Annotated in this window: 14 protein-coding genes and 2 tRNA genes; 9 read left to right on the top strand and 7 right to left on the bottom strand. The window is 72.0% G+C overall.

Features of this window, described 5'->3' with window-relative positions:
* The first annotated feature begins 82 nt into the window (after positions 1–82).
* Both ACF1GV_RS00800 and ACF1GV_RS00795 read left to right on the top strand, forming a co-directional pair.
* Positions 83–1,036, top strand: a complete 954-nt coding sequence (locus tag ACF1GV_RS00800) for a D-2-hydroxyacid dehydrogenase (protein ID WP_391676661.1) — start codon at positions 83–85, stop codon at positions 1,034–1,036.
* A gap of 35 nt (positions 1,037–1,071) precedes the next feature.
* Entirely contained in the window at positions 1,072–2,472 is a 1,401-nt protein-coding gene (locus ACF1GV_RS00795; protein ID WP_391676660.1) for an amidase, read from the top strand.
* Here ACF1GV_RS00795 and ACF1GV_RS00790 read toward each other — a convergent pair.
* Positions 2,453–2,947 (bottom strand): DUF3830 family protein, encoded by a 495-nt coding sequence (locus tag ACF1GV_RS00790; protein WP_391676658.1) that lies wholly within the window; start codon positions 2,945–2,947, stop codon positions 2,453–2,455. The two genes, ACF1GV_RS00795 and ACF1GV_RS00790, sit on opposite strands and share 20 nt — an antisense overlap.
* Before the next feature lie 47 nt (positions 2,948–2,994).
* On the opposite strand from ACF1GV_RS00790, the gene ehuB reads away from it, so the two are divergent.
* The 6 genes from ehuB (at position 2,995) to ACF1GV_RS00760 (ending at position 7,169) form a co-directional block, all read left to right on the top strand.
* On the top strand, positions 2,995–3,909 hold the full coding sequence (ehuB, locus tag ACF1GV_RS00785; protein WP_391676657.1) for an ectoine/hydroxyectoine ABC transporter substrate-binding protein EhuB: 915 nt from the start codon (positions 2,995–2,997) through the stop codon (positions 3,907–3,909).
* Positions 3,906–4,607, top strand: coding sequence for an ectoine/hydroxyectoine ABC transporter permease subunit EhuC (ehuC, locus tag ACF1GV_RS00780; protein ID WP_363267333.1), 702 nt, complete (start codon positions 3,906–3,908; stop codon positions 4,605–4,607). The genes ehuB and ehuC overlap by 4 nt, the downstream gene beginning before the upstream one ends.
* Positions 4,604–5,254, top strand: coding sequence for an ectoine/hydroxyectoine ABC transporter permease subunit EhuD (ehuD, locus tag ACF1GV_RS00775; RefSeq protein ID WP_391676654.1), 651 nt, complete (start codon positions 4,604–4,606; stop codon positions 5,252–5,254). The genes ehuC and ehuD overlap by 4 nt, the downstream gene beginning before the upstream one ends.
* Positions 5,244–6,026: an ectoine/hydroxyectoine ABC transporter ATP-binding protein EhuA gene (gene ehuA / locus ACF1GV_RS00770; RefSeq protein WP_391676652.1), complete on the top strand. Its 783-nt coding sequence runs from the start codon at positions 5,244–5,246 to the stop codon at positions 6,024–6,026. Before ehuD ends, ehuA begins: the two co-directional genes overlap by 11 nt.
* Before the next feature lie 196 nt (positions 6,027–6,222).
* Entirely contained in the window at positions 6,223–6,981 is a 759-nt protein-coding gene (locus ACF1GV_RS00765) for an IclR family transcriptional regulator (protein ID WP_391676651.1), read from the top strand.
* Between the two features lie 114 nt (positions 6,982–7,095).
* Positions 7,096–7,169 (top strand) — tRNA-Lys (locus tag ACF1GV_RS00760).
* A gap of 58 nt (positions 7,170–7,227) precedes the next feature.
* On the opposite strand, the gene ACF1GV_RS00755 is transcribed toward ACF1GV_RS00760, so the two are convergent.
* From ACF1GV_RS00755 to ACF1GV_RS00745, 3 genes are all read right to left on the bottom strand, one after another.
* Positions 7,228–7,833 carry a lytic polysaccharide monooxygenase gene (locus ACF1GV_RS00755; protein ID WP_391676650.1) on the bottom strand — a complete coding sequence of 202 codons (606 nt, stop codon included), beginning with the start codon at positions 7,831–7,833 and terminating at the stop codon, positions 7,228–7,230.
* Positions 7,834–7,966: 133 nt separating this feature from the next.
* The gene (locus tag ACF1GV_RS00750) at positions 7,967–9,082 is read right to left on the bottom strand and encodes an SPFH domain-containing protein (RefSeq protein WP_391676649.1); all 1,116 of its coding nucleotides are present in this window, start codon (positions 9,080–9,082) and stop codon (positions 7,967–7,969) included.
* 32 nt (positions 9,083–9,114) lie between these two features.
* Entirely contained in the window at positions 9,115–10,443 is a 1,329-nt protein-coding gene (locus ACF1GV_RS00745) for a peptidoglycan-binding protein (protein ID WP_391676647.1), read from the bottom strand.
* A 189-nt stretch (positions 10,444–10,632) separates the two neighbouring features.
* On the opposite strand from ACF1GV_RS00745, the gene ACF1GV_RS00740 reads away from it, so the two are divergent.
* Positions 10,633–10,706, top strand: a tRNA-Lys gene (locus ACF1GV_RS00740).
* A gap of 283 nt (positions 10,707–10,989) precedes the next feature.
* Here ACF1GV_RS00740 and ACF1GV_RS00735 read toward each other — a convergent pair.
* From ACF1GV_RS00735 to ACF1GV_RS00725, 3 genes are all read right to left on the bottom strand, one after another.
* The gene (locus tag ACF1GV_RS00735) at positions 10,990–11,655 is read right to left on the bottom strand and encodes a class F sortase (protein WP_391676645.1); all 666 of its coding nucleotides are present in this window, start codon (positions 11,653–11,655) and stop codon (positions 10,990–10,992) included.
* Between the two features lie 2 nt (positions 11,656–11,657).
* A complete protein-coding gene (locus ACF1GV_RS00730; protein ID WP_391676643.1) occupies positions 11,658–12,239 on the bottom strand; it encodes a hypothetical protein in 582 nt (193 codons plus the stop codon).
* Between the two features lie 137 nt (positions 12,240–12,376).
* Complete coding sequence (locus ACF1GV_RS00725) at positions 12,377–13,156, bottom strand: HAD-IIA family hydrolase (protein WP_363267324.1); 780 nt, start codon at positions 13,154–13,156, stop codon at positions 12,377–12,379.
* Between the last annotated feature and the right edge of the window lie 42 nt (positions 13,157–13,198).

Below are 13,198 nucleotides of genomic sequence, written 5' to 3'. Positions count from 1 at the left end.
GGTAGGTTCCGGTGCGAGCGTGGTCAAACCGCGCATGTCAGACGCCAGATCATCGCCCGGTCCCCGGAGAAACGGCCCCTGCATGACCACCGCCCCGCCCACGCTCCTCGTCCTCGACGCCGACCCCCCGCCCCGCCTCGGCCGTCTCACCGGCCGGGCGCGGATCGTGCACACCGACGCCGACGGCCTCGCCGCGCGGCTGCCCGATGCGGACGTACTGCTGGTGTGGGACTTCACCTCCACCGCCGTACGGGACGCCTGGCCCGGCGAGGGGGCGCGGCCGCGCTGGGTGCACACGGCGAGCGCGGGCGTCGACCATCTGATGTGCCCGCAACTCGTGCAGTCGGACACCGTCGTGACCAACGCGCGCGGTGTCTTCGACCAGCCGATCGCCGAGTACGTCGCCGCGCTCGTCCTGGCGATGGCCAAGGATCTGCCGCGGACGGTGCGGTTGCAGCAGCAGCGGGAGTGGCGGCACCGGGAGTCGCGGCGGGTGGCCGGCACGCGCGCGTGCGTGGTCGGCTCCGGGCCGATCGGGCGGGCCGTCGTACGGCTGCTGAAGGCGCTCGGCATCACCACCGCGCTCGTCGGCCGCACCCCGCGCACCGGTGTGCACGGCCCCGACGAGCTGGACCGCCTCCTGTCCCGCGCCGACTGGGTGATCTGCGCGGCGCCACTGACGGAGCAGACGCGGGGCATGTTCGACGCGCGCCGCTTCGGCGTGATGCAGCCGTCGGCGTGTTTCGTCAACGTCGGCCGCGGGCCGCTGGTGGACGAGGAGGCCCTCGCCGAGGCGCTGGCCAAACGCTGGATCGCGGGGGCCGCGCTGGATGTCTTCGCGCAGGAACCGCTGCCCGCCGGCAGCCCGCTGTGGCGGGTGCGGGACCTGATCGTCTCCCCGCACATGAGCGGCGACACGATCGGCTGGCGCGACGAACTGGGCGCGCAGTTCGTGGACCTGTACGAGCGCTGGGCGGCGGGCCGGCCGCTGCCCAACGTCGTCGACAAGCAGCGCGGATACGTCCCCGGCCACTGACGCCCCTGCCCACCGATGCCTCTGGGAGGCTGTGCATGACGGAACTCACCGCACTGACCGCGACCGAGCTCGTGGAGGGCTACCGCAAGGGCGAGTTCGACCCCGTCGAGGTGACCCGCGCGGTGCTGGAGCGGGCCGAGCGGATCCAGCCGGAGGTGAACGCGTTCGTCCGTCTGCTGCCCGAGGACGCCTTGGAGCAGGCGCGGGCGTCGGCCGGGCGGTGGCGGCGCGGGGAGCCGGCCGGGCTGCTGGACGGGGTGCCGGTGACCGTCAAGGACATCCTGCTGCTGCGCGGCCACCCCACCCTGCGCGGCTCCCGCACCGTCGACCCGGCGGGGACGTGGGAGGAGGACGCCCCGTCGGTGGCCCGGCTGCGTGAGCACGGGGCGGTGTTCGCCGGCAAGACGACCACGCCCGAGTTCGGCTGGAAGGGCGTGACGGATTCCCCGCTGTCCGGGATCACCCGCAACCCGCACGATCCGTCCCGTACGGCCGGCGGTTCCAGCGGCGGCAGCGCGGCCGCGGTGGCGCTCGGCGCGGGGCCGCTGTCGCTGGGCACGGACGGCGGCGGCAGTGTGCGCATCCCGGCGGCGTTCTGCGGGATCTTCGGGCTGAAGCCGACGTACGGCCGGGTGCCGCTGTTCCCGGCGAGCGCCTTCGGCACGCTGGCGCACGTCGGCCCGATGACCCGGACCGCGGCGGACGCGGCGCTCCTGCTGGACGTGATCGGCGCGCCGGACGCCCGGGACTGGTCGGCGCTGGGCCCGGCCGGGCTGTCGTACACGGAGGTGCTCGGCGAGGGGGTGCGCGGGCTGCGGGTGGCGTACTCGCCGTCGCTGGGCGGGCAGGTCGCGGTGCAGCCGGCGGTCGCGTCGGCGGTGCGGCGCGCGGTGGAGCGGCTGGCGGGTCTCGGCGCGTACGTCGAGGAGACCGACCCGGACGAGGCCGACCCGGTGGACGCCTTCCACGCCCTGTGGTTCGCGGGCGCGGCCCGGGTGGTGCAGCAGCTGAGGCCGCGTCAGCGTGAGTTGCTGGACGCGGGACTGCGGGAGATCTGCGCGGCCGGGGCCCGGCTTTCGGCGCTGGAGTATCTGGCCGCCGTGGACGTGCGGATGGACCTGGGGCGGCGCATGGGCCGCTTCCACGAGTCGTACGACCTGCTGCTGACGCCCACGCTGCCGCTGACGGCGTTCGAGGCGGGTGCGGAGGTGCCGGGCGGGTCGGGGCTGAAGCGCTGGACGGGGTGGACGCCGTTCACCTATCCGTTCAACCTGACCCAGCAGCCCGCCGCGTCCGTCCCGGTGGGCGTGGACGCGGACGGGCTGCCGGTGGGGCTGCAGATCGTGGCCGCCCGGCACCGCGACGACCTGGTGCTGCGGGCGGCGCACGCCCTGTACGAGGCGGGCGCCGCGGGTCTCACAGCCGCCGGAAGCTGAGCGTCTCGCCCGCCGCGCCGGTGCGCCACAGGTCGTTGCACGCCTCGGCCATGGCGTCCAGGCCGTCCACGACCTGGCCCCAGACGATCCCGGGCACCCAGCCCACGTCGCCGTTCAGCAGCAGGTTGTTGCGTTCGTAGAACAGGGCCAGGTCGACGACGGTGGTGCCGGCACCCACCTCACGGTCGTAGCCGTAGGCGTTGGTGCCCAGTTCGGCTCCCGCGAAGGAGAAATAGCAGAGATCTCCGGGAATCGGGGTGACCGTCGGGTTTTCCAGGGGTGGTTCGGTCGCGGCGAAGGGCGGGAAAAGCGCGTAGATCTCGTTGCGGGCGTATTTGGCGTGGTAGACGTCGCCGGACAGCGGCAGCGCGTTCCACACCGCGGCGCAGGTGACGGGTGCGCGATCGTCCAGCAGCTTTGCGGTGCAGTGGATTTGACGCTTGACCAGGGACACTTCGAGGTAGCGATCGGCCATGCAATCCATGGTGCATGCGTTGCGTTCAGTTGGGTAGCAGCGCCGCCATGGCTCCACCACACGGTCATGCAAGACATGGCGCACACACATCCGGACCCACTCGCCGGTCGCTGCTCGCGGGGGTGGCGGCGGTCGGCGCTCTGGGTGCCGCGGGCTGCTCGCGGGTGGCGACCGCGTCCACGAAGAAGGGCGGTGACCTGCTCGACCGGCTGCGCGCGCAGGGCGTGGTACGGCTCGGGATCGCCGGGGAGATTCCCTTCGGATACATCGACAAGAGCGGTGAACTGACCGGTGAGGCACCGGAACTGGCCAGGGTGATCTTCAAGCGGCTCGGGGTGGACAAGGTGCAGCCCGTGCCGACCGAGTTCGGCTCGCTCATACCCGGGCTGAATTCCCAGCAGTTCGATGTCGTGGCCGCCGGCATGTATGTCAATCCCGAGCGCTGCGCGCAGGTGATCTTCGCCGATCCCGACTACCAGATGCTCGATTCCTTCATCGTCCGCAAGGGAAATCCCAAGGGCCTCCACACCTACCGGGACATCGTCGCGAAGAAGGCGAAGTTCGCGACCGGCACCGGTTATGCGGAGATCCAGTACGCGGTCGAGGCGGGCTACAAGGAGAGCGACATCCTCATCGTCCCGGACCAGGTCGCGGGGCTGAACGCGGTGGAGGCGGGCCGTGTGGACGTGTTCGCGGGAACGGCTGTGACCGTCCGTGACGTGGTGAAGAAGTCGGCCAAGGCGGAGGCGACCAAGCCGTTCGCGCCGCTGGTGAAGGGCAAACCGCACATCGACGGCGGCGCGTTCGCGTTCCGGCCGACCGAGACCGGGCTGCGCGACGCCTTCAACACCGAGCTGCACAAGCTGAAGAAGAGCGGCGAACTGCTCCGCATCCTGCGGCCGTTCGGTTTCACGCGCTCCGAGATGACCGATCTGACCGCGAAGGAGCTGTGCGGCGGATGACCTCGGGACTGTGGGAACTCGTACTCAAGGGCGTGTGGGTCACGCTCCAGCTGCTGGTGTGCAGCGCGCTGCTGGGCGCGGCGGTGGCGTTCGTCGTCGGTGTCGCGCGCACCCACCGGCTGTGGATCGTCCGCTTCCTCGCGGGCTTCTACACGGAGGTCTTCCGTGGGACCTCCGCGCTGGTGATGATCTTCTGGGTGTTCTTCGTGCTGCCGCCGGCCTTCGGCTGGCAGCTGGTGCCGCTGTGGGCGGGCACGCTGGCGCTCGGTCTGACCTATGGCGCGTACGGCGCGGAGATCGTGCGCGGGGCGCTGAAGGCCGTCGATCCGGCGCAGCGGGAGGGCGGTATCGCGCTCGGCTTCACGCCGGGGCAGCGGATGCGCAAGATCCTGCTGCCGCAGGCGGTTCCGGAGATGATCCCGCCGTTCAGCAATCTTCTGATCGAACTGCTCAAGGGCACGGCGCTGGTGTCGGTGATGGGCATGGGCGACCTGGCGTTCAGCGGCAATCTGGTCCGCCTGGCGTTGCAGGAGAGCGCGGAGATCTACACGTATGTGCTGCTGATCTACTTCGTGATCGCGTTCCTGCTCACCCGTGGGATGCGGGGGCTGGAGAAGCGGCTGAAGGCCGGGGTCGGCCGGGCGCCGGAGAAGAAGGCGGACCCGGTGCGGGTGCCTGAGGGAGCTGGTGTCTCGTGACCTGGGACTGGAGTGCCGTCAGCGGTTTCATGCCGCACTTCTGGGACGGCCTGCTGGTGACCTTGCAGGCGTTGGTGCTCGGCTCGCTGATCTCGTTCGCGCTGGGCCTGGTGTGGGCGCTGCTGATGCGCACGCCGACGCGTTGGGTGCGCTGGCCGGTGGGGGTGGTCACGGAGTTCGTCCGGGACACCCCGCTGCTGGTGCAGCTGTTCTTCCTCTTCTATGTGCTGCCCGAGTGGGGCGTGACGATGTCGGCCCTGGCCACCGGCGTCGTCGCGATCGGCCTGCACTACTCGACGTACACCATGCAGGTCTACCGGGCCGGCATCGAGGCGGTGCCGCCCGGGCAGTGGGAGGCGGCGACCGCGCTGAGCCTGCCGGTGCACCGCACCTGGACGGTGGTGATCCTGCCGCAGGCGGTGCGCCGGGTGGTGCCCGCACTCGGCAACTACGTGATCGCCATGCTCAAGGACACGCCGATGCTGATGGTGATCACCGTGCTGGAGATGCTCGGGCAGGCGCGGCTGTACTCGCAGCAGCACTTCCAGTTCACCGAGCCGCTCACGGTGATCGGCGCCGCCTTCATCGTCATCTCCTATCTGGCCTCCCTTCTCCTTCGCACCCTGGAGCGACGCCTTGTCCGTTGACACCAGCAAGCAGCCGACCGCACCGCCCGCCGATGTCGCTCCGCTGGTGCGCCTGGAGCAGGTCACCAAGCGGTTCGGGGACAACACCGTCCTGGACCACCTGGACTTCTCCGTGGAGGCCGGCAAGCACGTCACGCTGATCGGGCCGTCCGGCTCCGGCAAGACGACGATCCTCAGACTGCTGATGACGCTCACCAAGCCCGACGAGGGCACGATCACCGTCGACGGGGACCGGCTGTTCCCGGCGAGCGAGCGGCAGTGCCGGGAGGCGCGCAAGAAGATCGGCATGGTCTTCCAGCAGTTCAACCTGTTCCCGAACATGAGCGTGCTCCGGAACATCACGGAGGCGCCGGTCACCGTGCTCGGCCTGTCGAAGGACGAGGCGGAGGAGCGGGCCCGGGAGCTGCTGGACCTGGTGGGCCTGGCCGACAAGTGCGACGCGCGCCCGACCCGGCTGTCCGGCGGGCAGCAGCAGCGGGTGGCGATCGCGCGGGCCCTGGCGATGCGGCCGAAGGTGCTGCTGCTGGACGAGGTGACGTCGGCGCTGGACCCGGAGCTGGTGGCCGGGGTGCTGGATCTGCTGCGGGACATCGCGCGCAGCACGGACATCACGATGCTGTGCGTGACCCACGAGATGAACTTCGCGCGGGACATCTCGGACCAGGTGCTGATGTTCGACGCGGGCCGGATCGTGGAGGCGGGGCCTCCGGAGAAGATCTTCAACGACCCCGCGCAGGAGCGCACGCGGGAATTCCTGAGCGCCGTGCTGTGACTGCGCGCCGTACGCGCGCCAACACCCCAGGTCTCGACCCTGGGTCATGACCCGGACATATGCCAGCGCGTCGATGCCGCAGTTGAGAGCGGTGCGACCTCGCCAACGCCCCCTCCACGCAGGACGCTTGCCCGTTATGGTGGAGGGGGTCCGGGTTTCGGATCACGGCCTGAAAGCGACCGCAGGGGGAGACACCGTGGCGCTGATGAACGAGCCGACCGCGCCGTACCACGCGGCACAGGACGCCCTGCGCGTGCTGGAGACCGTGGCCCGGCACACCGCCGGCGTCACCGACGCCCGGATAGCCCGCCTCACCGGCCTCACCACCGAGCGACTGACCCCGCTGCTGCGGATGCTGCGCCGCGAGGGATACATCGAGCAGATCACCGGCGGTGCGTACACGGCCGGTGACGCGCTCGCCCGGCTGGGCTCCGCCCAGGGGCGGGAGGAGGCGCTGCGGGCCCACCTCCAGCGCACCCTGGACCGGCTGCGCGACTCGGTGCGGGCAGCGGTCTACATCAGCCGGTACGTGGACGGCGAGGTGCGGATCACCCAGTACGCCGCCGGGCCGGGCGCTCCCCCGGTCAACGAGTGGGTGGACTTCCGGGAGTCCGCGCACGCCCACGCGGTCGGCAAGAGCCTGCTGACGCAGCTCGACCACAACGGCCGCCGCGACCACCTCTCCCGGCACAAGATGGCCCGCCTCACCTCGCGCACGATCACCAGCGACAAGCTGCTGCTCTCCCGCCTGGAGGCGCAGCCGCCGACGGTGCCGGTGCTCGACCTGCAGGAGTACGCGGTCGGCACGGTCTGCGCGGCCGTGCCGATCACCGCCGGCTCCTCGGTGGGATGCCTGGCGCTGTCGATGCCGGTGGAACACGCCCACCGCCTGCGCACGGCAGCGGACGCCCTGAGCCGGAGCGCCGCCCCGTTGCTCCTGTCGCTGACGATCTAGGCCTGCGGCGCCGTGCGGGGTGGTCACGAGCACCCCGGAAAACCAGGTACTATTTTCTTCGTCGCCGCCCGCGGGGCCAGGAAAACGCCTGGTGAAGCGGTCGGTGGGAGTCATGCGCCGCTAGCTCAGTTGGTTAGAGCAGCTGACTCTTAATCAGCGGGTCCGGGGTTCGAGTCCCTGGCGGCGCACAGAAGAAGGGCCCTCGCGAAAGCGGGGGCCCTTCGGCGTTGGGTCAGCCGGCGGAGATCAGAACGTGACGTCCGAGCAAGCGTAGAACGCGTTGCCCGTGTCCGCGACGGTCCAGACCGCGAGGATCACGTGGTGGCCGCTGAGGCCGGACGGCAGGGTGCCACTGTGGGAGAGGGTGGACGGCGGGCGCTGACCGCCGTAGGGGACGGTGAGGAACGGGGTGAGGTCGAGGTCGGCGCGGGTCAGGTTGTGGTCCTGGTTCCAGCCCGGCTTGGTGACGTAGTACTTGAAGTCGGTCGTGGCGTGCATCGCGGTGAACTGCCACCGGAAGGTGTAGCTCTGGCCGCCCGTCACCCTGGTGGTGGGCCAGGCGCCGCCCGACGGGGTGCGCGGGCTGTCCAGCTGGGCGAAGCGGGTGTTGCCGCCCGAGCACAGCCGGCCGTCGGCCGGTCCGGCGGCGGGGAAGCCCTTGGGGCCCTCCACGCTCTGCGGCTCCCACTGGATGTCGCCGCAGTTCGTGACGGTGCCGAGCTGGCAGACCTTCTGCCGGCTGACGGGCAGATCGGTGTAGCCGTGGCTGCTGGCCCCGCCGGAGGAGAGCGCGATCGCTCCGGTCGTGGCCAGCCCCACCACGGCGGCGTAGAGCTTGGTCCTTGTGCGCATGCTGCCGCTCCTGGGATGTGGGGAGTTCAGTGAGCCGTGCAGGTAGGTCTAGACCAAGTTCGAGGTTATTGGCGACCGTTGAACATGTCCATACCAATCGCACGCCCGGAACGGCCCGGCCCACGGCGCGCGTCTACCCCTCCCCGTGCCCCGCGCAGAACGCCACCGTGAGGTCCTTCACCAGCGCCTTGCGCTCGTAGTCGTCCAGCGCCACCAGGCCGCGCACGGTCAGCCGGGTCACCGTGTCCTCCACCGAGTCCACGACCGAACCGATCACGCTCGCCCGGTGCTCGGCCTCCAGCACGGCGATCCTCCGGCGCTGCATCACGGCGGCCACCTCCGGGGCGTACTCCACCCGCAGCGGCCGTACCGAGAACACCTCCAGGCCCACCGGCGCCACGTCCGCGGCGACCGAGCGGGTCAGCGCGTCCCCGCTCGTCTCCACCGGGGCGCGGCCGGCGCCGGGCACCTCCACCGGCACCCGGGTGAGCGCCGCCTCGACGCACTCGCGCAGAAACGTCTCGTGGTCCTCCACGCCGAGCGCCGCCCGCGCGGTGTCCCGTACCCGCCACACCACCAGGGTGACCACCCGCAGCGCCACCCCGCTGGCGTCGGCGGCCGGCATCGGCTCGCTGCGCCAGTGCCGCAGCCGCACGTCCACACCGCGGCGCAGCAGCAGCGGGTTGACCCACAGCAGGCCGGTGCGCCGGACCGTGCCCCGGTAGCGGCCGAACAGGCCGAGCACCCAGGCCCGTCCGGTGCGTCCGCGCGCCAGGCCGCCGAAGCCGAACAGGGCGAGCGCGCCCGCCCCCGCGTACAGCGCCCACTGCGCCGGCCCGAGCCCGGCGTCCGGCGTCGCCGGCAGGTGCAGCGCCCGGACGGCGAGCCGCGGTACCAGCCCCGCCCACCAGGAGGCGGCCACGCACCCGGCCAGCCCGCACATCCCGGCGAGCACTCCCACGGCGCCGGGCAGCGCCCGCGCCCGCCGCTCCACCAGCTCCGGGTCGACCTCCGGCACCGCGGGGCGCGGCACCCTCGGGGCCGGCCGGCGGACGCGCGGCTGCTCGCCGGTGCCCTGGCGGCGCGCCACGACGGTGGGGCGCACCGGCACCGGCTGCGGATCGGGGTCGTCGCGGAAGAGAAGGTGGACGGGGATCTCGGCGGTGGCCTCGTTCTGGATCAGCCGGGGCGGGCGGGACGCGGCGGCGTCCGCACTCCCCTCCGACTCGGGCGTCGTGGCCGTACTCAATGCATGCCTCCAACCACTGCGGATGGGTGATGTCACCGGAAGAGCCGTCGCCAGGTCTCCGGGCCGGGGTAGCCGTCGGCGGCCGGGCCCCGCCAGCCCTGGGCGAGCTGGAAGGCCTCTACGGCTCTGCGGTCCGCCTCGCTCCAGCGCGGACCGGGGCCGCTCGTGTAGAACCTGCCGAAGCCCTTCTTCACCAGCCGGCGGCCGAGCTCGGTGACATGGGCGTTGTTCGCGCCCGGGCGGAAGGCGCCGGGGCCGGGGAAGGACGGGAGGGCGGCGGGCGGGGCGGGCGTCGCCGGTGGTGTCGGCTTCGCCGGTCCCTGGGTCCCCGCGGGCGGGATGTCCTTGCCCGTGCCGGAGACCAGCAGCGCCCAGGTCTTCGGGCCCGGCAGGCCGTCCGCCCCGGTGCCGGTCCAGCCCTGCGCCCGCTGGAAGGCCTGGGTGGCCCGGCGGTCGGCGTCCGTCCACACGGGCCCTGGGCCGGAGGTGTAGAAGCGGGCGCCGCCGCGCTCGACGAGCCACTGGCCGAGCCGGGTGACGTGGGCGTTGTTCGCGCCGGGTCCGAAGGAGCCCGCGCCGGGGAACGCGGCGGCGTCCTTCTGGGTGCCCCCGCTGCCCGCCGGAGCGCCGGCCGCGCCGTCGGTGACGCCCTTGTAGCGGTACGGCAGATAGGAGGAGGCGTTGCTCCAGTACGGGTAGGGGGTGGCCTGGCGGCGGGTGGTGGGGCGGGTCTGCTCGTAGGCGATGTAGTAGGTGTGCGTGTAGTCCGTCCAGCCGCCGAAGATCACCACATGGGACCCCTGCTCGGGGTCGGCGGTGTTGTGGAACAGCAGGATGTCGCCGGGCTGGAGCTCCTCCTTGGTGATCCGGTCGGCGAACTGGCCGAGGCTGCCGGTCCACTCGTTGCCGGGCAGGTGCCAGGCCATCGACACGAAGCCCGAGCAGTCCTGCCGGTACCCGTCCGACCAGTAGGCGTACATGCTGTAGGGCACCTGGGCCGCCACCCACACCTTGGCGCGGTTGATGATCTCCGTACGGCTGATCGGCGGCAGCTGCACCGGGGCGGCGGGCGTCGCCGGAGCGCCGGCCGGGCCGTGCAGCGGGGCCTTGCCGCCCTGCGGGGTCTGCGGCTCGTCACCTGCGGGAACGCCGGGCCGGGTGGGGGTGTGCGGGGTGGCGAGGGCCGGTGCGGCACCGCTCGCGGCGAGCGCGGTGGAGGCGGCGGCCGCGACGATCACCGCACGGTGTGCGGCGGGGCCAGGGGTCGGGGAGGACGGCGGGGCGGGCCGGTGCAGCCGGGCGCAGCCGGGGCAGCCGCAGTCGCTCGCGGGATCGATTTCCTCGAATACCGGACTGTTCATGCGATCCGCCTCACACTCCGGTCCGTTTTGTCCAGGCCTGTACACGCTGATCAGTTTCCCAACCGTCTTACTGAAGCGCATGGTGACGGTCCGAATGATGTACGACTTTCCCATTTCATGACATAACGGCCACGACACGTGCGGTCAGAGGCACCCCCGCGTGTCCTGTAGAGTTGTCGACGTCAGCAGGCGCCGCTAGCTCAGTTGGTTAGAGCAGCTGACTCTTAATCAGCGGGTCCGGGGTTCGAGTCCCTGGCGGCGCACCGACGGCAAGGCCCCTCGCTTCGGCGAGGGGCCTTGTTTCGTTCCGCAGCCCTACGGGCGTTCCGCATCTTGCGATCATGCTGAGCCCCAGAGAACCCTGGACGGGCAACGGGGCGCGCATACACGGCACTTGCGAAGCCGTCGGCCGGTAGCCCGCGACCTGCCGGGCGGCGGTGCCGTCCGGCATCACCCAGAACGGGTCGGCCTCCTCGGGCTGGGATCACTCCTGGCATACGACCCGCAGCGCCCACGAGGTCCTCCGGACGGACCGTCGGCGAGCTGTTACAGCGGGGTGCCCGTCAGATAGGCGGACACGATCACGTTGGCCGTGTAGCTGCGGCTCGCCCGGTCGAAGGTGCCGCCGCAGGTGATCAGCCGCAGCTCCGCGCGCCCCGGCTGGCGGGGGCCGTAGGCGCGGTGGGCGTCGAAGTGGTCGCGGGGCAGGACCTCGACGTCGTCGACGGTGAACTCGGCGACGTGGCCGTCGGCGCGCACGACGCGGACGGTGCGGCCCGGCTTGAGCGTGCTGAGCTTGTAGAAGACGGCCGGTTTCGTCTCGGTGTCGACGTGCCCGACCATCAGCGCGGTCCCGGCCGCGCCCGGCGCCGCCCCGCCCGCGTACCAGCCGACCACCGCGGCCTGGTCGAACGGCGGCGGGTCGATGGCGCCCGCGGCGTCCAGGCCGCGCCCCACGACCGGCGCCTGCACGCCCAGGTCGGGGATGTCGATGCGCTGCGGCGCGGCCCCCTTGAGCGGCCGGGCGGCCGGGGGCAGCTCGGCCAGCGGCGGGCGGCCGGCGGCGGCCATGTCACCGGTGGTCGGCGCGGACATACCCTGCCGTACGTCGGTGACCTTCATCCCCCACAGCCAGAGCCCCAGCAGCAGGACCACCCAGGTCACGCCCATGACCAGGCGCGCGGTGCCGGAGGAGCGTGCGGTGTCCGCCATGGTCAGTGGGTCCTGCGGCTCCGGCGGGCGACGCCGCGCGCGCCCACTGCGGCCGCGGCGACGCCGGCCAGCACCAGGCCCATGACGGCGTGCGCGATGCCGGGCCCGTGGGTGTGGGCGTCGGCGGCGGTGAGGCGTGCGGTGCTCTCGGCGGTGAGCTGTGCGGTGCCGCCGCCGCCCGCGGGGACGGGGGCGATCGGGGAGGCGGGGGCGGACGCCGGCGGTTCGTGCGTGGGAGGGGCCGTGTGCCCGCCGCGCGCGACGACGGTCACCTTGCCCTTGACCGTGCGGTCGGCGCAGGTGACCTTCACGTCGTATGCGCCGGGCGTCACGGAGGAGCGGACCTTGGTCTCGCCGCCGAGGGTGCCGCCGGCGCCGGCCAGGTGGGCGTCGGCGACGAAGGCGGCGGAGACTGCGGTGGCGGTGCCGCCGGCGCAGCCGTGCACGGTCAGCGACACGTCGGCGCCGGGTGCGGGCGAGGAAGGGGACACCGAGACTCCGCCCCCGTCCGCCGCGTACGCCGCCGGGGTGAGCGCGGCGAGCACCGCGGCGCCCGCACAGAGAGTGACCTTCAGTGAGCCCATCGTGTACCTCCAGTTATCTGGAGGCTCCCCGCCCGGCACCCTCCCCGCATCCGCAGGGGCGCCGATATTGCTCCGACCGGGTGATGTTCACGCCGACCTGGGTTGGACAGGGCCACCCAGGCCGGCGACGGCCCGGGTCAGACGAGGTCGACCAGGTCCGCGATGGAGTCCACGACGTGCGAGGGCCGGTAGGGGAAGTTCTCCACCTGGCCGGTCGTGGTCAGGCCGGTGAGCACCAGGAAGGTCTGCATCCCGGCCTCCATGCCGGCCAGCACGTCGGTGTCCATCCGGTCGCCGATCATCGCGCTGGTCTCGGAGTGCGCGCCGATGGCGTTCAGGCCGGTGCGCATCATCAGCGGGTTCGGCTTGCCCGCGAAGTACGGCTGCTTGCCGGTCGCCTTGGTGATCAGCGCGGCCACCGCGCCGGTCGCCGGGAGCGGGCCCTCGGTGGAGGGGCCGGTCTCGTCGGGGTTGGTGCAGATGAACCGGGCCCCGTCGTTGATGAGCCGCACGGCCTTGGTCATGGCCTCGAAGGAGTAGGTGCGGGTCTCGCCGAGGACGACGTAGTCGGGCTCGTGGTCGGTGAGGATGTAGCCGATGTCGTGCAGCGCGGTGGTCAGTCCGGCCTCGCCGATCACGTACGCCGAACCGCCGGGGCGCTGGTCGTCCAGGAACTTCGCGGTGGCCAGCGCCGAGGTCCAGATGTTCTCGATGGGCACGTCCAGGCCCATGCGGGTCAGGCGGGCGTGCAGGTCACGCGGGGTGTACATGGAGTTGTTGGTCAGCACCAGAAACGGTTTGCCGGACTCGCGCAGCTTCTTCAGGAAGGCGTCGGCGCCGGGGATCGGCACTCCCTCGTGGATCAGGACGCCGTCCATGTCGGTGAGCCACGACTCGATGGGCTTGCGGTCTGCCATGTGCTGCGTCTCCTGGCGTACGTACGGTCCTACACGGGCTGG

Origin of the sequence: Streptomyces sp. NPDC014006, from assembly GCF_043088925.1 — a bacterium.
Taxonomy (GTDB): Bacteria; Actinomycetota; Actinomycetes; order Streptomycetales; family Streptomycetaceae; genus Streptomyces.
The sequence above is the reverse complement of the archived record's forward strand: the minus strand, read 5'-3'. Positions and strand labels throughout refer to the sequence as shown.

Excerpts from the sequence above, each read along its gene's own strand:
- ACF1GV_RS00800 (WP_391676661.1), top strand. The coding sequence starts at position 83 with ATGACCACCGCCCCGCCCACGCTCCTCGTCCTCGACGCCGACCCCCCG.
- ACF1GV_RS00795 (WP_391676660.1), top strand. The coding sequence starts at position 1,072 with ATGACGGAACTCACCGCACTGACCGCGACCGAGCTCGTGGAGGGCTAC.
- ACF1GV_RS00790 (WP_391676658.1), bottom strand. The coding sequence starts at position 2,947 with ATGGCCGATCGCTACCTCGAAGTGTCCCTGGTCAAGCGTCAAATCCAC.
- ehuB (WP_391676657.1), top strand. The coding sequence starts at position 2,995 with ATGGCTCCACCACACGGTCATGCAAGACATGGCGCACACACATCCGGA.
- ehuC (WP_363267333.1), top strand. The coding sequence starts at position 3,906 with ATGACCTCGGGACTGTGGGAACTCGTACTCAAGGGCGTGTGGGTCACG.
- ACF1GV_RS00755 (WP_391676650.1), bottom strand. The coding sequence starts at position 7,833 with ATGCGCACAAGGACCAAGCTCTACGCCGCCGTGGTGGGGCTGGCCACG.
- ACF1GV_RS00745 (WP_391676647.1), bottom strand. The coding sequence starts at position 10,443 with ATGAACAGTCCGGTATTCGAGGAAATCGATCCCGCGAGCGACTGCGGC.
- ACF1GV_RS00735 (WP_391676645.1), bottom strand. The coding sequence starts at position 11,655 with ATGGCGGACACCGCACGCTCCTCCGGCACCGCGCGCCTGGTCATGGGC.
- ACF1GV_RS00730 (WP_391676643.1), bottom strand. The coding sequence starts at position 12,239 with ATGGGCTCACTGAAGGTCACTCTCTGTGCGGGCGCCGCGGTGCTCGCC.
- ACF1GV_RS00725 (WP_363267324.1), bottom strand. The coding sequence starts at position 13,156 with ATGGCAGACCGCAAGCCCATCGAGTCGTGGCTCACCGACATGGACGGC.